Source organism: Mycolicibacterium moriokaense (assembly GCF_010726085.1).
GTDB classification, from domain to species: Bacteria; Actinomycetota; Actinomycetes; order Mycobacteriales; family Mycobacteriaceae; genus Mycobacterium; species Mycobacterium moriokaense.
Genome location: NZ_AP022560.1, coordinates 2,538,766 through 2,558,717, shown reverse-complemented (window position 1 = coordinate 2,558,717; position 19,952 = coordinate 2,538,766). Strand labels below are relative to the sequence as shown.

The window sequence follows — 19,952 nt, the reverse complement described above, 5'->3', positions numbered from 1 at the left end:
CATGCGTGACACCTATGCGAACGCCCAGCCGATGTCGGCCCCGTGGTGGTCGCGAGCGCTCTTCTACCAGGTTTATCCGCGATCGTTTTACGACAGCAACGGCGACGGCCTGGGCGACCTCGACGGCGTGACCGCCAAGCTGGACTACCTCAAGGCGCTCGGCGTCGACGCGATCTGGCTCAACCCGGTCATGGTGTCGCCGATGGCCGACCACGGCTACGACGTGGCGGACCCGCGCGATGTCGACCCGATGTTCGGCGGCATCGAGGCGCTGGACCGGTTGACCGACGCCGCCCACGCGGCGGGCATCAAGGTCACGATGGACCTGGTGCCCAACCACACCAGTTCGGCGCACCCGTGGTTTCAGGCGGCGCTGGCCGCCGGTCCCGGCAGCGAGGAGCGTGACCGCTACATCTTCCGCGACGGCACCGGCCCCGGCGGCGTCCGCCCACCGAACAATTGGGTGTCGATCTTCGGGGGGCCGGCGTGGACGCGCGTCGTCGAGGCCGACGGCAGCCCCGGCCAGTGGTATCTGCACCTGTTTGATGCCGCGCAGCCGGATCTGAACTGGGACAACCCCGAGGTGTTCGACGATCTCGAGAAGACGCTGCGGTTCTGGCTGAAGCGCGGCATCGACGGTTTCCGCATCGACGTCGCACACGGCATGGCCAAGCCGCCGGGACTACCCGACATGGAGGTCATCAAGGGCGAGGTGCTGCTGGCCGACATGGACGACGACCCGAGGTTCAACAACGACGGCGTCCACGACATCCACCGGCAGATCCGCAGGGTGTTCAACGACTATCCGGACGCCGTCGCGATCGGCGAGGTGTGGGTTTACGACAATGAACAATTCGCGCGGTATGTCCGCCCCGACGAACTTCATCTCGGCTTCAATTTCCGGCTGCTGCGCGCGAAGTTCGACGCCGACGACATCCGCGGCGCCATCGCCAATTCGATGGAAGCAGCGGAACTGGTGGATGCGACGCCCACCTGGACGCTGGCCAACCACGACGTCGACCGCGAACCCACCCGCTACGGCGACGGTGCGGTCGGCCTGGCCAGGGCGCGGGCGATGATGATGGCGATGCTCGCGCTGCCCGGCGCGGTGTTCGTCTACAACGGTGAAGAACTCGGCCTGCCGAACGTCGAGCTGCCCGACGAGGCGCTGCGCGACCCGGTGTGGGAACGCTCGGGCCGCACCCGACGCGGACGCGACGCGGCCCGGGTGCCCGTGCCGTGGCAGGGTGACGGGCCGCCGTTCGGCTTCTCGGACAATCCCGACACCTGGTTGCCGTTGCCTGCGGATTGGGCGGCGTTGACGGTTGAGAAGCAGATCAACGATCCGGCATCCATGCTTTCGTTCTACCGGACCGCGATCGAATTGCGTCGGGACCGAAGCGAATTCGACGGCAAATCGATCGAATGGCTCGACTCCCCCTCAGACACTCTGGCGTTCCGGCGCAGCGGCGGGCTGGTGTGTGTGCTCAACGCGGGCACGCGCACGATACCGCTGCCCGTGGGCGAGGTGCTGCTGGCCAGCGCGGAACTAATTGACGGCAAGCTGCCGCCCGACACCGCCGCCTGGCTGGTCTAGCGGAGGACCAGGGCGGGGTCGCCGCGCCGCCGGTACACCGAACCGAAGCGGGCGTCGACACGCAACCACGCAGGCTGCACACGCACGCGAACGATCTCGTCGCCGGCCAACCCCTCCCCCGACTGCGGCAGGAAACCCATTGCGGTCAAGGCGAATACACACCGCATCGGAATCCCGACGCTGACATCGCCCGCACTGACCGCCACCACCTCCTGATCCAGCAACGACGCGGGCGGACCGAACGAGCTCGAGTGCTCCTTCGCGAGTGCGATACCGCGCTGCGCCAGATCGAGCATCACTCTCGCAGGAACATCGTCGAGATGCTCGAACCCCGAGTCGGGCGGCAAACCGCCGCGCCACGCCGAGTCCATGCCGAAACCGGGGTCGACGTAGCCCCCGGCGCTCATCGCGGAAAGACCGGCGGCCAAGGCATCGGCACCCGCGGACAGGTCAGCGGGTTTGACCCGACCGACCACTACGCGGCTGGCCAACACGTCGAAACCCGTTGAGACCCAGGCCACGATCAGCCCGCCTTCGCGTTCTCGCAACCGGATCACCGCCGCGTCGTCCAGTCGTAGTGCCCGCTCGACGAATGCCGCGAGGTCCTTGCGGTCGGCGGGGCTGTCAACCCAGAGACCCCGCTCCGGCTGTGTCATCTCAGCCACTGCTGCAAGTACGCGCGTTGGCTCTCCGAAAGCCGTTGCAGTCGTTGCTCCTTGATGTGCACGGCGGCCAGCTGTGTCTCAGCGATCACCGCCGGCTTCGAGTCGGGCGGCGCACCGACCGACCGCACCTCGTATCCGATGGTGAAGTCGACGGACCGCACCCGCTTCGACCACATCGTCACCTGCAACGGCGAATCGATGAGCCGCAGCTGCGCCTTGTAGGTGATGTGCACGTCCGCGATGAGCAGGCCGATGGTCTCGATCTCGGGGCCGAACGGCTCACGCAGAAACGGGATCCGGGCCTCCTCGAGGAGGGTGACCATCGTGGCGTGGTTGATGTGTTGGTACATGTCGATGTCCGACCAGCGGACATGCACCGGCGCCACAAAACCAACTGTCACCCTCAGGTCCCCGTTCCACTCGTCCGTGTCATGCTGCGGATCTGGCGGGCCGCCACCGACAGCGTCGCCAGGTCGAGGTTGCCGCCCTCGTAGATCTCGGCGAGCGTCCGTCGCGCACGCGTGACGCGGGAGCTGTTGGTCAGCTCCCATTCCGCGATCTTCTCCTCGCCGCTCTCGTCGGGTTCGCCCACCGCAAGCACGTCGAAGCACAGCGCCCGCAGCGACCCGTAGATGTCATCCCGAATCGCCAGCCGCGCCAACGAATGCCAGCGATCCTCGCGTTCGAGTCGCGACACCGCGGTGAGCAGACCGTCGGTGTTGAAGTGATCCATCAGCGCGAAGTACGTGTCGGCGACCTCGGCCGGCTCGCGGTCCACGATGTCGGCGATGTCGATGACGTCGAGCAGGCTGTACTGGTAAAGCCCGGTGGCGACCATGTATGCCAGATCGCTCGACACACCGTGGGAGCTGAACTCCCCGGCTTCCTTGGCGACGATCGCCTTGTCGTCGCCGCGCAGCCACTCCGACATCCGCGGTGTCAAGGCTGCGACTTTGGCTGCGAACCGGTTGATCTCGGCGCCGACGGCGAGGGGCTGTGGCCGGTAGTTGAGCAGCCAGCGCCCGGCGCGATCGATGAGCCGACGCAGATCCAGCGTCATCCGATCTGACACCGCGACCGACACACCGTTTTCGCTGGCCGCACGGATCTGCCGTAGGACGTCGCTGATTCGGAAGATCGCATCGGTGGCGGCATAGCTGCGGACCGCGTCCACCGGTCCCACCCCGACGTCCTCCGTCACGCGATAGGCATAGGTGATGCCGCTGGTGTCGACGAGGTCGTTCACGAGCATCGTGGTCACGATCTCGCGGCGCAGTTGGTGCGAGCGGATTTCGCTGCTGAACCTGTCACGGAGCTGGGCTGGGAAGTACGCAGGCAGCCGCGACGCGAACACCTCCTGATCGGGCAGGTCGCTGGCCAGCACGTCGTCCTTGAGGGCCAGCTTGACGTGAGCCATCAGCGTCGCGAGTTCCGGTGAGGTCAAACCGATCCCGTTCTCAGTGCGACGCCCGATCTCCTTCTCCGAGGGCAGCGCCTCGAGTTCGCGGTTGAGGCCGCGATCCGCGACGAAGTCCTTGATCATGCGCGCATGTACCGGCAACAGGCTGGCCGCATTCGCGCGGCTGGTACCCATCAGGTCGTTCTGATCCTTGTTGTCCTGCAGGACAAGACGACCAACCTCGTCGGTCATCGACAGCAGCAGTTCGGTGCGGTCCTCGGGGCGGACTTTGCCCGCGGTCACGAGCGAGTCGATCAGGATCTTGATGTTGACCTCGTGGTCGGAGCAGTCGACACCGGCCGAGTTGTCCAGCGCGTCGGTGTTGATCCGCCCGCCGGCGAGGTCGAACTCGATACGCCCCAGCGAGGTGACGCCGAGGTTTCCGCCCTCGCCGATCACCTTGGCGCGCACCTGATTGCCGTTGATTCGCACCGGATCGTTGGCGCGGTCACCGACGTCGGCGTCGGATTCGCTCTCGGCCTTGATGTAGGTGCCGATGCCGCCGTTGAAGAGCAGGTCGGCAGGCGCCTTCAGAATCGCCTTCATCAAAGCGGGCGGCGTGAGTTCCTCGACATCGTCCTCGATGCCCAGTGCGGCGCGGGCCTGCGGGCTGATCGGGATGGCCTTCTGCTGCCTGCTGTAGACGCCGCCGCCCTCGCTGATCAGCGAGGGGTCGTAGTCCTCCCAGCTGGACCGCGGGAGCTCGAAGAGGCGCTTGCGTTCCTCCCACGACCGCGCGGCGTCGGGGTTGGGGTCGATGAAGATGTGCCGGTGGTCGAAAGCCGCGAGCAGTCGAATGTGCTTGGACAGCAGCATCCCGTTGCCGAACACGTCGCCGCTCATGTCGCCGACACCGACCACGGTGAAGTCCTCGGTCTGGGTGTCGACGCCCATCTCCCGGAAGTGCCGCTTGACCGACTCCCACGCACCCTTGGCGGTGATACCCATCGCCTTGTGGTCGTATCCCACCGATCCGCCGGACGCGAACGCGTCACCGAGCCAGAAGCCGTACGACTTCGCCACCTCGTTGGCGATGTCGGAGAACGTCGCAGTGCCCTTGTCGGCCGCGACCACCAGATAGGCGTCGTCACCGTCGCGCCGGACCACGTCTTCGGGAGTCACCACGGCCCCGGTGGCCTTGTCCACGTTGTCGGTGACATCCAGCAGGCCGGAGATGAAGAGCTTGTAGCAGGCCACGCCTTCTTCACGCTGCGCATCGCGGTCGGCGGCGACACCGCCGGTCGGCAACGGCGGGTCCTTGACCACGAATCCCCCCTTGGCGCCCACCGGCACGATGACGGCGTTCTTCACCGCCTGGGCCTTGACGAGGCCGAGGATCTCGGTGCGGAAGTCCTCGCGACGGTCCGACCAGCGCAGGCCGCCGCGGGCCACATACCCGAACCGCAGATGTACGCCCTCTACCCGCGGCGAGTAGACGAAGATCTCGAATTTCGGTCGAGGCAACGGAAGCTCGTCGATCAAGCCAGGATTGAGCTTGAAGGACAACACGTTCTGCGCGCGGGCGGAGTCCTGCCGTCTGATGAAGTAGTTGGTGCGGAGGGTGGCCTGGATCATCGATGCGAACGCGCGCAGGACGCGGTCGGTGTCCAGGCTGACCAATGCGTCGATGTCGGCGGCGACGGCCGCGGCGGCCGCCTGGGCGTCGCGTCGTCGCGGCTCGCCCTCCGTCGGAGTAGAGGGGTAGAACAGCGCCTCGAACAGTTCGATCAGCGACCGCGCCGTGCCGGCGTTGTCGTTGATGACGGTCTCGATGTGTGCCTGGCTGTACGGGAAGCCCGCCTGCCTCAGGTACTTCGCATAACTGCGCAGCACCGCCACCTGCTGCCAGGACAGACCGGCGCGCAGGACCAGTTCGTTGAACCGGTCGATCTCGGCGTATCCGTTCCAGATGGCGGTCAGCGCATCGGCGAAACGTTCTTCCGTCGCTTCGCGTTCCGGACCGGCCGGCACCTCCGGAATCGACTTGTGGGGCGAGATCTTGAACTGATAGATCCACACCGGCAGCCCGTCGGGGCGGGTCACGGTGAACGGCCGCTCTTCCAGCACGACGACGCCCATCGACTGCAGCATCGGCAGCAGATCGCTCAGCGACGCGGAGTGGCCACCCAGATAGAGGGTGAGTTGGGCGATGCCATCCTCGGCGGTGTCGACGAGGACCGGCTTGACCGAATCGTCCTGCAGCTCTTCGATGATCGCGATGTCGTGGATCGCGTCGGCCGGCGCGATGGCCTGCTTGTACGCCGGAGGAAACGCCCCCGCGTAGTGCTCGGCCGTGGCCTGGTCGATGGAGCCGGTCTTGACGGCGCCGAGCAGCCGGTCGCCCCACGTCCTCGCCGCTTCGGTGAGCAGGTTCTGGATCCGGCTCTCATTTGCTAGTGAAGTATCGATGTTCTCCGGACGGGAGTCATCGGGCATGCGCACCGTGAAATGCACAACAGCCCACGGTGATTCACTGACACGCGCAGTGTACTCGATGCTCACACCGCCGAGTTCGCGAACCAGGATGTCCTGCATCTCGAGCCGAACAGCGGTGGTGTAGCGGTCACGCGGCAGATAGACCAGACACGAGACGAAATGGGCGAGCGAATCCGCCCGCAGGAACAACAGTGTGCGGCGCCGCGACCCGAGGTCGATCACCGCCTTGACCATGTCGAGCAGTTCCTGGGCGGACAAGGCGAACAATTCCGAACGCGGAATCGTCTGGATGACGTCGAGCAGCAACTGGCCGGGGTGGCTGGGGTCGCGGTGCGCCAGCGCCAGCGCGTCACGCACCCGCCGTGAAATCAGCGGTATCTCAAGCACGTTGGCGTTGGTGGCGGCGACGGTGAACAGGCCGACGAAGCGGTGTTCGATGGCCATCGTGCCCGGATGCTCGCGGACCACGACGATGTAGGGGTACGCGCCGTAGCGGAGGTAGCTGGGAATGGTCGCCTGCGCCAGCACCAGCAGGTCGTTGTTGTGGGTCAGCTGCGGCAGCACGTCCTGGCGTAACCGAAGAACACCGAGCCGGCTCGACAGGTCCACCGACGAGCGTCCATCGCTGACCGGGCAGCGTTGATATCCGAGCAGGATGAAGTGCCCGTCGGCGAGCCAACGGAGCAGCGCCGCAACATCTTTGCGGTCACGGCCGGGGAACCGGCCTTCGGGGTCGTGGTCGAGTTCGTGGGCCAGACCGCGCATGGTCGCGACCATCGCATTGGAGTCGATGGCGACCTGCCGCGCGTCGGCCAACACGCCCGGCAGCAGCTGCGCGACCTGCGTGAGCGCCTTGCTGTCCGCCGCCTGCGCGAGCTGGACGTGGATCCAGGTCTCGTCGACGCCCTCCTGGGACGCCCCGACATCTGCGAGCGGCCGCATGTCGAGCAGTTCGCCGGTCGGGCCGCGGCGCACCCGGAAGACCGGGTTCATGATCGCCGTGTAGGACACCCCGAATCGGTGCAGCAGCACCGTGACCGAGTCCATCACCATCGGCGTGTAGTCGGTGACGATCTGCAACGCCGGACCGAATCCCGCCGGATCGTCGGCGCCGTAGACCGCGACGCGGGTGTCGCCGACCGGCCGCCGCAGCCCCAGTCGGTGATGCGAGGTCACCATGGAGGGGCCGATCATCTGACGCGTGGACATGTCCACCGGCAGGGTCACCGACGAATCTGCGGCGGGTGCGTCGTGCGGACCGCGGTACGTGTTCAGGTACGCGTGGGCAAGCCGCGCGATCTGGTCTGGGCTCAGCTGAGGCGCCGCTGCTGCGGCAGCAGGGTCAGCTGGTCCCACGGCTCCCGGGTTCACCGACATGCCACGCTCCTCGCCCTACCCGCGGACCATCCGTCGTTGGCTGTCGGCGCCACCCCGGAACCGGAGGTGGCGTCGTGGTCCGCTGATCGACACTAGTCGCGTGTGAGCTTCCGGTGGGTCACCCTGTGCGGACGCGCCGCCTCGACCCCGAGCCGCTCCACCTTGTTCTCTTCATAGCCGGCGAAGTTGCCCTCGAACCAGAACCATTTGGCCTCGTTGTCCTCGTCGCCCTCCCACGCCAGGATGTGGGTGCAGGTGCGGTCCAGGAACCAGCGGTCGTGGGAGATCACCACGGCACAGCCGGGGAAGTTCTCCAGCGCGTTCTCCAACGACGACAGGGTCTCCACGTCGAGGTCGTTGGTGGGCTCGTCGAGCAGAATGAGGTTGCCACCCTCCTTGAGGGTGAGCGCCAGGTTGAGCCGGTTGCGTTCACCGCCGGACAGCACGCCCGCCGGTTTCTGCTGATCCGGGCCCTTGAAGCCGAACGCCGAGACGTAGGCACGCGAGGGGATCTCGTTCTGGCCGACCTCGATGTAGTCCAGCCCGTCCGAGACGACTTCCCACACCGTCTTCTTGGGGTCGATGCCCGCGCGGCTCTGGTCGACGTAGCTCAGCTTGACCGTCTCGCCGATCTTCACGGTGCCGCTGTCGGGCTGTTCGAGACCGACGATGGTCTTGAACAGCGTGGTCTTACCGACACCGTTGGGCCCGATGACGCCGACGATTCCGTTGCGCGGCAGGGTGAACGACAGGTCCTTGATGAGGGTGCGTCCCTCGAAACCCTTGTCGAGGTGCTCGACCTCGACGACGACGCTGCCCAGTCGCGGGCCCGTCGGGATCTGGATCTCCTCGAAGTCGAGCTTGCGCGTCTTCTCGGCTTCGGCGGCCATCTCCTCGTAGCGCTGCAGACGGGCCTTGCTCTTGGCCTGGCGCGCCTTCGCGCCGGACCGAACCCAGGCCAGCTCCTCCTGCAGCCGCTTCTGCAGCTTGGCGTCCTTACGACCCTGCACGGCCACGCGCTCGGCCTTCTTCTCCAAGTAGGTCGAGTAGTTGCCCTCGTAGGGGTAGGCGCGGCCGCGATCCAGCTCGAGGATCCACTCCGCGACGTTGTCCAGGAAGTAGCGGTCGTGGGTGACTGCCAAGATGGCGCCCTTGTACTCGGCGAGGTGCTGTTCGAGCCAGAGGACGCTCTCGGCGTCGAGGTGGTTGGTCGGCTCGTCGAGCAGCAGCAGGTCGGGCTTGGACAGCAACAGCTTGCACAGCGCGACGCGGCGGCGCTCACCACCCGAAAGGTGGGTGACGGGCTCGTCGGGCGGCGGGCAGCGCAACGCGTCCATCGCCTGTTCCAGCTGGGAGTCGATGTCCCACGCGTCGGCGGCGTCGAGCTCCTCCTGGAGCTTGCCCATCTCCTCCATCAGCTCGTCGGAGTAGTCGGTGGCCATCAGCTCGGCGACCTCGTTGTAGCGGTTGAGCTTCGCCTTGATCGCGACGCCGTCCTCCACGTTCTGGCGGACCGTCTTGGTCTCGTCCAGCGGGGGCTCCTGCTGCAGGATGCCGACCGTCGCGCCCGGTTGGAGCAGCGCATCACCGTTGTTGGGAGTGTCTAGCCCGGCCATGATCCGCAAGACGCTCGACTTGCCCGCCCCGTTCGGACCGACAACGCCGATCTTCGCGCCTGGAAGGAAGTTCAGACTGACGTCGTCAAGGATGACCTTGTCGCCGTGCGCCTTGCGGACCTTCCGCATCGAATAGATGAATTCGGCCATGCCGTGGTGTTGCCTTTCCAAGATGGTTCAGTCGTTTATCGGGTGTATCCGCGTGTATCCGCGTGTATCGCCGCCGACCATCCTAGGCGTGGCCCCATCGGCCGAGCCGAGTGTGTGTTCCAGCGGCTGATTCGACCGTGTACCTGCGCCTACGCCGTCAGTGGCAGCGCCTCGCCGGACTGGTCCGCTTCGTCGTCGTTGTCAGCAGTGCTGTCGGCGGCTTCGTCGTTGGCGATAGCCTCGTCGCCGAGGCTGGTGATCCGCGCTTCGGCCCGTTGCCTGCGGTCGATTCGTGCGTCGCAGCGGGCCAGGTCAGGGCCGACGGATGTCGCCCGTACCTCGACCGATGAGCGACGGTTGCCGTCCCGGTCCTCGTACTCACTGGTGTAGACGTGGCCGACCACGATCACCGGATCGCCCTTGACCAGGGCGGCGCTGGCACCGGCCACCGCGCGCCCCCAGCAGGTCACCGTGACAAACAACGAATTACCGGGCTCCCATGTTCCTTCGGCGGTGCGACGGCGTGAATTGCTGGCGACGCGGAACCTGACCATCTCCTGTTCGCCGACCTGGCGGTGGATCGGATCGGTGACGACGTTGCCGACGATATGGAAGGGCGTCTCGAACATGATGCTTCCTTTCATTTATGGCGACGACCCGGGACCCGGCTCGTCGGTGACACCCCCATTGGCCGTCGGACCACTGACAGCCGATCCACAAGACCTGCTCGGGCGCCGACGGCTGTGGATGAATCGGCGGTTGTGGACAGCCGCCGTCGCGTGACCGCTCGCCGTAAGTTGAACGGCATGAGCGAGGATCTGGAGCTGGTGGTGTTCGGCGCGCACCTGCGGGGCGGACCGCTGGCACATCAACTCACGGACCTCGGTGCGCGGTGGGCCGGTGAAATCAGAACCGCACCGCGGTACCGGATGACCGTCCTTCCGACCGAGCCGCCCAAACCGGCGGTCACCCGTGTGCCCGATCGCACTTCCGGCGCGTCGCTCATCGGTCATCGATGGCTGCTGTCCCCGAGCGCGCTCGGGCGGTTTCTCGACGCGTTGCCGCCGCCGATGCAACTCGGCAAGGTCGAGTTCGACGACGGCACGTGGCGCACCGGTTTCGGTTGCGATGCCTCGGCCGCCACCGGGCCTGATATCAGCGAATACGGCAGCTGGCTGGCAGCGGTCGAGGCGCGGGCGGTTTAGCGCTCGTCCCGGCGGGCGAGTTCGGCGAGCATCCTGTTGTACGCAGCGAGGTCGGCCTCGTCGTCACGGTCGGCAGCTCGGTCAAGCCGTTTGGCGGTGCGTTCGTCAGTGCGGCGCCACTGGATCAGCAGCGCGATCATCACAATCACGAGCGGCACCTCCCCTGCCGCCCAAGCCATTCCACCGCCCAACCGCTGATCACCCAGCAGGTCGGTGTGCCAGTACAGCTGCAGTGACTTGTAAAACGGTTCTCCCAGAACGGTGTTGGTGCTCATCAGCACGACGCCGAAGAAGGCGTGAAACGGCAACGACGCGAACACCATTCCGACCTTGCCCAGTGGGGGGATCGGGCGTGGCGTCGGATCCACCCCGATCACGACCCAATAGAACAGATAGCCGGACAGCAGGAAGTGCAGATTCATGGCGAGATGCGCCGGATGACTGTCGACCGCTGCATCGAAGATCCCGCCGAAGTACAGCCCGTAGAACCCGACGACGAATATGACCGTCGCGACCAACGGATTGGTCAGCACGCGCGACACCCGGGAATGCAGGGCGGCGAGCAGCCACTCCCTCGGACCGGGCGGATCGCCGCGCCCTGCGGCGGGCAATGCCCTCAGCGCCAGCGTGACCGGAGCCCCCAGCACGAGCAGGATCGGCGCGAGCATCGACAGCAGCATGTGCGCTGCCATGTGCATGCTGAACATGGCCGGCATATATCGACCGACACCCGAAGACGTGGCGAGCAGCAGCACCAGACATCCCAGGAGCCACGCCGCGGTCCTGCCGACGGGCCACGCGTCGCCGCGGCGGCGTAACCGGATGACGCCGAGCACATACATGATCGCGAATACGATTGCGGCCGTGCCGAATATCAGGTCGAAACGCCAGTCGAACAACAGGCGGGCGACCGTCGGGGGCCCGGCGAGGTCGTAGCCGATCTCGATCGCCGGGATCGAGGGATTGAAGACCGGAGGGGGTGGAGGTGGTGTCCGGCCCAACGCGACGGCGATACCGAACGTCAGCCCGAAGACGACCGCCTCGACGAGTGCCAGTCTGATCAGTGCGCCGCGCGCACCGGGATCCGCTTTCAGGGCCGCGACACCGCGCCGTCGTTGCAGCCAGCCGATCACCCCGAGCACGCCCAACGCCGCCGCCTTGCCCAGGATCAACCACCCATAGGTGGTGTCCAGCAGGTCGGCCTGGCGCACACGAACGAGCGCGTTGACGACACCGCTGAGCGCCATGGCCACAAAGCACCACAGCGCGACCACCGAGAACCGGCGCGCGGCCAGATAGCCGTGTTCGCCGCCACGCAGCGCGTGCACCAGCAGCGCCAGCAGGCCACCCGCCCACAGCGCACCGGCCACGAGGTGGATGAGCAGACTGTTGGTGGCCAGGTCGTGCGAACCACCCGAGGACGAATGTCCGGTGAGCGCAAGCGGCAGCAGGGTGATCAGGGACCCGGCGAACAGCAGCGGTGTGGGCGACCAGCGCAGCACCGGGATGCTGGCGATGGTCACGGCGGCGGCCAGAAACGCGGTCCATCGCCACGCGCCTGCGATGTCGACCAGGCTCGCCACCGACCAGATCGCCATCGGATCAAGGCGCGACGCCAGCGGTTGGCCGGTGATGTCGGACACGGTCAGCGGTACCAGGAGCGCGGCACAGACGGTCCACACTCCGGAGGCGACGGTGCCGAGTCGCAGCGCACGGTAGCCGCCCGCGTCGAGCACACCGTTGGTCTGCGGCGGCACCAGGAACGCGGCGAGCAGGAAGGATCCGACGGCGACGACGGCCGCGATCTCGCCCGCCGCGCGCACAAACGGCAGGCCATAGGTGGTGACCGGGCCGGGATCGGGCAGCCCGGTCGCCGTCAACGCATCTGTGATCGACAACGCGGACAGCCCCGCCGCGACCGCGCCGGCCAACACCGCCACCCCGACGAGCACCGGCCACACCGCGCTGCTGCGCAGGCCAGAGGCGGTCGTCGTCATGCGTCCAGCGTATGGCGTGACGGCCGTTACTCCGCAGGCGCCAGCCGGAACGCCGTCCCGACGCGAGCAATGGACCCGCTTCATCCGCCCGAAACTGAAGTTATGCAGCAGATTCGGCCGATCGGCCTGCACAACTTCAGTTTCGGCGGGAAGCAGCTTTGCGGCGCAGCGCTTCGCGCTGGAAGAACTGGTCGCGGGAGATCTGGTCGACCTTATCCATATCGAGCAGGATGCCGCGTAGTTCGTCGCGGAACGCGGTGCGCCGTTCGGTCAGATCGGCCGCGGGCGTGAGCAGGTTCTGGTCGGCGACGACCTGGCGGGCCGTGGCGAACAGCAACGCGGACACCGACTCGTTGTTGCGGACGCGGCCCTGCGCGACGTACTGCTTCCCGAGGCCCAGCGCCCGCTTGGTCAGGTCCTTCTCATCGATCTCGGCGGGTGCATCGCGCAGCACATCGGCGACGATCTCGTAGGCCTCGAAGAACGGGCGCAGCAACGCGCCTGCGATCATCGGCCGCTTCGCGTGGAGCAGTTGGTCGATCTTCGTGCTGCCCGCGACGACGGCACCCTCCCAGTCGTCGAACCACGACAGCTCCTCCATCAGGTGTTCGCGGAAGGCGGCGGAGTCGGCGAAGTAGAAGTCGAACTTGAGCAGATCGCGCAGCCGCAGCGCCTGATTCCAGAACGCCTCCAGCCGATCTCCGTCCGACCGCGCGGCGTACACGAGGGCCAGTTCCACGATCGAGGTTTCCAGAAAGGCGTCGATGAGGGTGTTGCGGTAGAACGCCGCCTCGTGCTCATCGCTCGGCGCGATTCGCCAGACCGGTTCCCGGCCGCTGTCGACGCACGTGACGGGATGGCCGTTGGACAATGCATCGAGCGCGGCGCGCACCCCGTCCGTCGTGCGCAGTCGCAGTGCGCTGTTGGTCATCGGAGTCTGCTTGCGCTCCAGGTAATCCAGCGAATCCTGCAGCGTGTGGTGCAGCTGATCGACCGTGAGCGCGACGCCGCGCGCGGTCAGCAACAGCGCAGACACCAGCGCGGTCGCGTTGACCGGGGTCGCGCGCAGGATCCGCCATGACACCTCGAACGCCATCTTCTGCATCGCCAGTCGTTTGGCGGCCTCGTCCTCGACCATCGGACCATGAGGTTCGCCGAGGTAGTCGCGCATCGACACGGCCTCGGGGAATCGGACGTAGATCTTGCCGTAATTGCGCTCCCCTTGCGCCCGAATGTAATTGACGAGCCACGACAGTCCCTCGGGCGTCTTCTCACCACCCTGCGCATAGGCGGCGTACTCGGCGGTCTCGTGCAACTGGTCGAAGCTGATCGATACCGGCTGCAACAGGATGTCGTCGCTGCGGCCGTCGAGATACGCATCGGCGACGTAGGCGAGCAGACCCAGCTTGGGTGGCAACATCTTGCCGGTTCGCGACCGCGTGCCTTCGATCGACCAGCTGAGGTTGAACCGCTTCTCGACGATGTAACCGACGAACTGCCGCAAGACGTACTTGTACAACGGGTCGTCGAGTCTGCGGCGCAGGAAGATGACGCCCGAATGGCGCATCAACGGACCCATGAACCCGAAGGACAGATTGATGCCCGCGAACGTATGAACCGGGGGTAACCGGTTCTCCTGCATCGCCACCGGGACGATCACACCGTCGAGATACGACCTGTGCGAGAACAGCAGCACCGCTGGATGGCTCTCCAGGTTGCGGCGCATCGCCTCGACCTCGTCACGGTCATAGTCGATGTTCGGATCGAACCCGCGACTGAATATGGCGCGGCCCAGCGACGGGATCAGATCTACCGAGAACCGGCTCCATCCGGTGGAGAGTTCATCGAGCATCTCCCCCGCTTTGGCGACGGTTGCGTCCGGAATCTGTTCCAGGCCTTCACGAAACCGCGACGAGGCGAGTATCTCGGGCTTGATCAGTCGCGGAGATTTGTATTCCGGTCCGAGCAACCGGAGCTCGACGCGTTCGATCGCCAGGACGGCGCGGCGGATGACGAATCGTGCGAACTCGCGCGAATTCTCGGCCACCGTCGTGTCGGCCCACTGCTGGCGAAGCTCTGACACCTTTGCGGGCTCACCGGCGACCACCCTTGCGCGGGACGGGTCCCGGCGAAGGATCCGGCGCTGAATGATCTCCGGCGGCCGGTAGGTGTCGCGACCCGACAGCAGCGCAACGACTTTCGACCGTGTTGGGAGGCCTCCCGGCACCCAGAACACCCGCACCGGTACGACGGACCGGTCCTCGTCGGCCTCCAGTTCCGCCACGAGCTGCGCCAGTACCGCGGGCGGCGGATCGTCATGCGGCAGTCGCAGAACGTCGACCTTGGAGTCCGGATGCTCGCGACGCTGCTCCTCCAACCAGTCGTTGAGCAGTTCCTCTTCGGCGGGCGACGACACCGACGCGAGCACGAGCGCGTCGTCGGTCGTCGTGAAGGGCGCGTAGTGATCCGCGGAGATTTTCACGGCCGACCCTTCGGCGCAGCCTTTTTCGCGGCTGCCTTTTCGGCAGGGGCCTTCGTCGCCGCCGCTTTCTTGGTCGTTGATTTGTTGGTGGACGCCTTGCTGGCGGTAGCCTTCTTCGACGTCTTCTTCGCTGACGTCTTCTTCGTTGCCGCCTTCTTCTTGGCCGCCTTCGTGGGGGCGTTGCGCTTGTACAACTCCGGTGTCGGCAACTCGTCCTGCGGCCAGTCCTTCAGCGTGTCGAGGTAGAGCTGGCGCACCTCGGCAATGCGTTCGGGCAGGTTGTCGTGCGTCCAGTCATCCACTGGGATCGGCGGATAGACCACCACGTCGACGATTCCCGGATTGAAGGTGCTCGAGTCGCGGGCAGCGATGACCTCGGCATTGCGAATCACAATGGGAACGATGGGAATCCCCACCGACATCGCGATCCGGAACGGGCCTTTCTTGAACGGGCCGACCTCGGTGGTATCCAGCCGGGTGCCCTCGGGCGCGATGAGGATCGACAAACCCTTGCGCGCCAGTTCCTCGACCTTCTTGAGGCCCTCGACGGCCTTCTCCGAATCATCGCGGTCGATGAACGCGGCATCCAGGATCCTGCCCATGGTGCCGACGATCGGGTCCTTCTCCAATTCCTTCTTACCGACCGACGTGAAATTGGTTTCCACCAATCGACCCGCGATGAGCGGGTCCGCCTGGTTTCGGTGATTGAAGATGAACACCGCAGGCCGCTGGGCGGTCAGGTTCTCCTTACCGAGCACATTGAGCTCGACGCCGATGGCCCCGAGAAGCGTGCGGCCGAACGTCGACGTGAAGAAGTTGACGCCGGTGCGCTTGCTCCGGGTCAGCAGCCCGATGCCGATCGCGCCGGCGGCGACCGGCATCATCGTCGCGATACCCGCCGCGGTGCGCAGCTGGGACACCGGGCTGCTGCCGCTGCGGCTGCTGAATCGCAATATCGGCCATCCGCGCTTGGCGGCGACGGCCGCGAGTTTGCCCGCCGGGTTGGTGGGCCGCGGATTGCCGACCAGATACATCAGGGCGACGTCCTCGTCGCCGTCGGCGTAGAAGTAGCTCTTGGACAGGTCGACGCCGTTCTTGGCGGCGAACTCCTGCACCGCCCTGGCCTTGCCGGGGCCCCAGATGATGGGGGTGAGCACCTCGCCGGTGAGCAGGCCGTTCTCGTCGGTCTCGAACTTGTTGCTCAAGACGTTCTCGATGCCGAGGAACCGCGCGACGGGTTCGACCTGCACCGTCAACGCCGACGAACTGAGCACCACGGTGTGGCCACGCGCCATGTGAGCCCGGACGAGTTCACGCATCTCGGGGTAGATGCGCGAGACGATCTTCTGCACGAAGAGGCGCTCGGCCAATTCGTCGATGTCGGCGAGGGAGTTTCCGCGCAGCATGCGGGCGCCCTTGCCGATGAGGTCCTCGAACTCGGAACGGCCGAGTTGATGGTTGAGGCCGGCCTGCACCATCCCGATGAACTCCCCCACCGACATCTGGCGCCGACGCAGTCGGTCCTGCGTCATGATCACACCGGTGAACCCGGCGACCAGTGTGCCGTCGAGATCGAAGAATGCTCCGACCTCGGGCCCGGGCGGGCTCGCCTGGATCTCGGCGACCGAACCCGGCAGCCGCATGGTCCTGCGGATGGCTTGCGAAGCCTGACCGTTTCCCGAAGTCATTGCAGCGCACTTCCGTTCGGTGATATGTGGGCGGGTTCGGACGTCTCTACCGAGAACGACGCCGGTTCAGCGCGACCGTCACCGCCCAGAGCCAACACTTCGTTGAAACCCGCTAGCAGGCAGCGCGCCCATAGGTCTGGGTCATCGATGGCGGCGCGATCGTAGCGAGTGGTGATGGTGCAGTACCCGGACCGCGAGATCAGCACCACCATCATGGCGACACCCGGCAACGGGCCAATTCCATACTGCCGCAGGATCTTAGCGCCGGCGATGAATGTGTCGCCGGCATAGACCGGCACGTTACTGGCCTGCACATCCGAGTTGACGATCGATGCTGCCATCGACTCGAGCACCGAATCGGGCAGCAAGCTGACGACGGGGGCGATGGCGCCGACCATGTCGATCGCGCGTTCTTCACGCTTGCTCGTCATCTGCGATCGGATGTCTTTGATTCGCACCTCGGGATCCGCCAGCCCGATCGGCGCGGCGAGATTGACGCCGGCGAACCGGTTTCCACCGGCGGGATCCGCTTCCGACCGCAGGTTGACCGGCACCGCCATCGGCAACGCGTCGATGGGAACGCCCTTGGCGTCGTGGTAGAGACGCAGCGCGCCGCACAGGCCGGCCAGGTACGCATCGTTGATGGAGCCGCCGGCGGCCTTCGCCGCGCGATGCAGGTGTCCGAACTCGATATCGATGGCCTCGCTGCGCGAGGACAGGCTGCGTCGACGCAGCACGGGTGACGGCTGGGCGACCGGTCCCATCACCCGAGCCCCCGACATTGCGTAGTCGATGACGCTGCCCATGCGCGAGATCGGGTCGCGGATCGCCTCCCCCACCACATGTGCGGCGCCGGACACGACACCGCGCACCCGGCCAGCGATCGTGCCGGGCAGCCGGCTGATCCCTTGGCGCATCAGGTCGTTGGGCGACAGATCCTGTGGGATCGGCAGCGGCGGGACGGGCTGCGGCGGAGGTTCGCGTTCGAGATCGTAGATGTTGGCGAACATCTCAACGGCTCCCACACCGTCAGTCACCGCGTGGCTGAGGTGCATCATGATCGCCGCGCGCCCGCCCTCCAGTCCTTCGATGAGCGTCGCGGTCCACAGCGGGCGGGATATGTCGAGCGGGGATTGCGCCAAAACGTCCGCGAGATCCAACACCTGGCGCAGGGTTCCCGGTTCGGAGATCCGGATACGGCGGACGTGGAAGTCCAGGTTGAAATCGGGATCGATCACCCACCGCGGCGCGACCGTCGGCAGCGTCGGCGTCACGACTTTCTGCCGCAGCCGGAGCACCTTGCGCGAGGCGTAGTCGAACCGACGCCTGAACTTCTCCCAGTCCGGGTTGGTGTCGAGGACCTCCAGGGTCATGATCCCCGAGCGGGTGCGCGGGTTGGCCTCACCGCGATGCAGGATCTGATCGAATGCGCTGAGTTCCTCCGGGAGCCCATCCGCATCGAGGTCCGACACATCGCTCATGGCTCGTCGCTCTCCTTCCGGTCCCGCCGCTTCGTGCCCTCACCACGCTAGTCCGCTGCGCGGTGGTGCGAAGTGCCTTTAGTGGGCGTCGCGACACGTCGGCAAACTCGGCAGCTCACGAAAGGCTGCTGCGTCCAGAACTCCTGCTTTTTGGCCGTTCTTGCTGGGCGCAATCCGGAGCGTGACCGACGCGCCATACGCGTCGGGCCGGACGTAGTAGCACTCGTCGGTTTCCGGGCAGTAGATGCACACCGTGTCGATTGCGCCTTTATCCATCCGTGTGGTGTGTGTCCCGTTGCGGTCCGCCCACGTCGACCGAAAATTCACGATGACGGCACCCGTGCGCGCCGACCGGTACTTCACCTGGAGGCGGTTGAATTCTCCCGCTGCGTATGCCACGAGGTCGAACGGTGCATGTTCCGTCGCCGGAAACAGGACCGTAAAGCCCTGGCTCACCAAATCGGCGTGGGCTTTGGCGATGCCCAAGTCGCCCTTGTCTTTCGTGTGGTGCGCCATCGATTCGAGACTAATGGACGGGGCGTCGATCGGTTTGCGGGAATTCGGTTAAGGTGGGTGCGCTGTTTACATAGGTCAGAGACGGGGCGGCCCACATCCGGCCTCGCCATGATCCGGCGGCGCGTTCGCGAAAGGAGTCGGCGACCCCATGTAGGCCTCGTCGCGATCCATAGGTAGTTTCTGGGTCGTATGTCGTGATCATTTGCCCCCGTGGCGCAACGGATAGCGCAGCGGATTTCTACTCCGTAGGTTGCAGGTTCGAATCCTGCCGGGGGCACTTTGTGATGTCTCAAGACATCGGAATAGCCGTGGACCTGCTTTAGGTCTGCGGTTTTTTCCGTTTGGGGCCTTTGGGTGCTCCGGTGGGTTGGTAGTCCCTGGTGGGGTCGAGGGTGAAGTCGCGCAGTACTTCTCCGGTGGCGGCGTTGATGACGGTGGTGTTGAGGTCCTGGATGAGGATCAGGACGCGGGTTCGGTAGTGGTGGCGTCCGTTGACGCGCAGGGTGACTGATCCGGCTTGGTCGACGCGGTCGGTGCGTACGCGGTTGTGGGTGTCGGTGCGGGTTGCTGGGGTGGCTTTGGGGCGGCTGGTGTAGATGACTGTGGGGGTGGCTTGGTGGGGCAGGGATCGGTGGGGTCGGCGGTGGTTGTATTCGTCGGTGAAGGCGTCGAGTTGGGTTTGTAGTGCGGCGATGGTGGTGGCCGGCGGTTGGCCGGTGAGCCATTTTTTGAGGGTTTGGTGGAAGCGCTCGACTTTTCCGCAGGTGGTGGGGTGGTTGGGGGTGGAGTTGATTTGGCGGACTTTCAGGCGGTGCAGTTGGGCTTCGAATTCGTTGCGGCCGCCTTTGCCGCCGGCGAAGCGGGTGGTGAAGACCATGCCGTTGTCGGTCAGTGTGGAGTAGGGGATGCCATGTTGGGCAGTGGCTTTGGTGAATTCGTTGGCGACGATGGTGGCGGTGACGCGGCGGTGAGCGGTGACCGATATTGCGTAGCGGGAGTGGTCGTCGAGCCAGCACAGGATTTCGGTGGTGGTGCCGTTGGCCAACCGCCAGTGGGTGAAGTCGGCTTGCCAGAGCTCGTTGGGCTGGTGGGCGGCGAATCGCAGGTAGGAGGATTTGGGTCGTTTGGCTGGTGTGGGTTCGACCAGGCCGGCGCGGCGCAGGGGGCGGCTGATCGAGGCGGTGGAGACGTGTAGCTGATGGTGGTGGTGTAGGTGCCAGGCGATGGTGTGGGGTCCGGCGTCGAGTCCTTTGCCGGTCAGGGTGTGGCGTAGCTCGATGATC

General features: G+C 65.8%; 12 protein-coding genes, 1 tRNA gene and 1 pseudogene. 3 read left to right on the top strand and 11 right to left on the bottom strand.

From position 1 onward, the window contains the following. Position 1 precedes the first annotated feature (1 nt). Complete coding sequence (locus G6N43_RS12545) at positions 2-1,597, top strand: glycoside hydrolase family 13 protein (RefSeq protein ID WP_234810035.1); 1,596 nt, start codon at positions 2-4, stop codon at positions 1,595-1,597. On the opposite strand, the gene G6N43_RS12540 is transcribed toward G6N43_RS12545, so the two are convergent. The 5 genes from G6N43_RS12540 to ssb form a co-directional block, all read right to left on the bottom strand. After that, the gene (locus G6N43_RS12540) at positions 1,594-2,253 is read right to left on the bottom strand and encodes a DUF8010 domain-containing protein (RefSeq protein WP_083150224.1); all 660 of its coding nucleotides are present in this window, start codon (positions 2,251-2,253) and stop codon (positions 1,594-1,596) included. The two genes, G6N43_RS12545 and G6N43_RS12540, sit on opposite strands and share 4 nt — an antisense overlap. Then, positions 2,250-2,612 (bottom strand): acyl-CoA thioesterase, encoded by a 363-nt coding sequence (locus G6N43_RS12535; RefSeq protein WP_275989593.1) that lies wholly within the window; start codon positions 2,610-2,612, stop codon positions 2,250-2,252. The genes G6N43_RS12540 and G6N43_RS12535 overlap by 4 nt, the downstream gene beginning before the upstream one ends. 53 nt (positions 2,613-2,665) lie before the next feature. Further along, on the bottom strand, positions 2,666-7,534 hold the full coding sequence (locus G6N43_RS12530; protein ID WP_083150226.1) for an NAD-glutamate dehydrogenase: 4,869 nt from the start codon (positions 7,532-7,534) through the stop codon (positions 2,666-2,668). 92 nt (positions 7,535-7,626) lie between these two features. Continuing rightward, positions 7,627-9,300 carry an energy-dependent translational throttle protein EttA gene (ettA, locus tag G6N43_RS12525; protein WP_083150227.1) on the bottom strand — a complete coding sequence of 558 codons (1,674 nt, stop codon included), beginning with the start codon at positions 9,298-9,300 and terminating at the stop codon, positions 7,627-7,629. Between the two features lie 149 nt (positions 9,301-9,449). After that, a complete protein-coding gene (gene ssb / locus G6N43_RS12520) occupies positions 9,450-9,929 on the bottom strand; it encodes a single-stranded DNA-binding protein (protein WP_083150257.1) in 480 nt (159 codons plus the stop codon). Between the two features lie 192 nt (positions 9,930-10,121). Here ssb and G6N43_RS12515 point away from each other — a divergent pair. Further along, positions 10,122-10,505: pseudogene (locus G6N43_RS12515) on the top strand (allophanate hydrolase-related protein); the annotation flags it as partial. Here the strand turns inward: G6N43_RS12515 and G6N43_RS12510 are convergent. From G6N43_RS12510 to G6N43_RS12490, 5 genes are all read right to left on the bottom strand, one after another. After that, the gene (locus G6N43_RS12510; RefSeq protein ID WP_083150228.1) at positions 10,502-12,502 is read right to left on the bottom strand and encodes a bifunctional copper resistance protein CopD/cytochrome c oxidase assembly protein; all 2,001 of its coding nucleotides are present in this window, start codon (positions 12,500-12,502) and stop codon (positions 10,502-10,504) included. The pseudogene G6N43_RS12515 and the gene G6N43_RS12510 overlap by 4 nt on opposite strands. A gap of 136 nt (positions 12,503-12,638) precedes the next feature. Beyond that, positions 12,639-14,984, bottom strand: coding sequence for a glycerol-3-phosphate 1-O-acyltransferase (locus G6N43_RS12505; RefSeq protein ID WP_083150229.1), 2,346 nt, complete (start codon positions 14,982-14,984; stop codon positions 12,639-12,641). Next, positions 14,981-16,672: an HAD-IB family hydrolase/lysophospholipid acyltransferase family protein gene (locus G6N43_RS12500; RefSeq protein WP_083150230.1), complete on the bottom strand. Its 1,692-nt coding sequence runs from the start codon at positions 16,670-16,672 to the stop codon at positions 14,981-14,983. Before G6N43_RS12500 ends, G6N43_RS12505 begins: the two co-directional genes overlap by 4 nt. Beyond that, a complete protein-coding gene (locus G6N43_RS12495) occupies positions 16,669-18,153 on the bottom strand; it encodes a wax ester/triacylglycerol synthase family O-acyltransferase (protein WP_083150231.1) in 1,485 nt (494 codons plus the stop codon). Before G6N43_RS12495 ends, G6N43_RS12500 begins: the two co-directional genes overlap by 4 nt. Positions 18,154-18,231: 78 nt before the next feature. Further along, the gene (locus G6N43_RS12490) at positions 18,232-18,669 is read right to left on the bottom strand and encodes a group I intron-associated PD-(D/E)XK endonuclease (RefSeq protein WP_110810321.1); all 438 of its coding nucleotides are present in this window, start codon (positions 18,667-18,669) and stop codon (positions 18,232-18,234) included. A 204-nt stretch (positions 18,670-18,873) separates the two neighbouring features. Between G6N43_RS12490 and G6N43_RS12485 the strand changes: the two genes are divergently transcribed. After that, positions 18,874-18,946: transfer RNA gene (locus G6N43_RS12485), tRNA-Arg, on the top strand. A 42-nt stretch (positions 18,947-18,988) separates the two neighbouring features. Here the strand turns inward: G6N43_RS12485 and G6N43_RS30535 are convergent. Then, positions 18,989-19,714 carry an integrase core domain-containing protein gene (locus G6N43_RS30535; RefSeq protein WP_197745404.1) on the bottom strand — a complete coding sequence of 242 codons (726 nt, stop codon included), beginning with the start codon at positions 19,712-19,714 and terminating at the stop codon, positions 18,989-18,991. Positions 19,715-19,952: the final 238 nt, after the last annotated feature.

Bases quoted from the DNA above. Each gene is read 5' to 3' on its own strand.
- ettA (WP_083150227.1), bottom strand. From the start codon at position 9,300: ATGGCCGAATTCATCTATTCGATGCGGAAGGTCCGCAAGGCGCACGGC.
- ssb (WP_083150257.1), bottom strand. From the start codon at position 9,929: ATGTTCGAGACGCCCTTCCATATCGTCGGCAACGTCGTCACCGATCCG.
- G6N43_RS12510 (WP_083150228.1), bottom strand. From the start codon at position 12,502: ATGACGACGACCGCCTCTGGCCTGCGCAGCAGCGCGGTGTGGCCGGTG.
- G6N43_RS12540 (WP_083150224.1), bottom strand. From the start codon at position 2,253: ATGACACAGCCGGAGCGGGGTCTCTGGGTTGACAGCCCCGCCGACCGC.
- G6N43_RS12535 (WP_275989593.1), bottom strand. From the start codon at position 2,612: ATGTACCAACACATCAACCACGCCACGATGGTCACCCTCCTCGAGGAG.
- G6N43_RS12530 (WP_083150226.1), bottom strand. From the start codon at position 7,534: ATGTCGGTGAACCCGGGAGCCGTGGGACCAGCTGACCCTGCTGCCGCA.
- G6N43_RS12545 (WP_234810035.1), top strand. From the start codon at position 2: ATGCGTGACACCTATGCGAACGCCCAGCCGATGTCGGCCCCGTGGTGG.
- G6N43_RS12490 (WP_110810321.1), bottom strand. From the start codon at position 18,669: ATGGCGCACCACACGAAAGACAAGGGCGACTTGGGCATCGCCAAAGCC.
- G6N43_RS12500 (WP_083150230.1), bottom strand. From the start codon at position 16,672: ATGACTTCGGGAAACGGTCAGGCTTCGCAAGCCATCCGCAGGACCATG.
- G6N43_RS12495 (WP_083150231.1), bottom strand. From the start codon at position 18,153: ATGAGCGATGTGTCGGACCTCGATGCGGATGGGCTCCCGGAGGAACTC.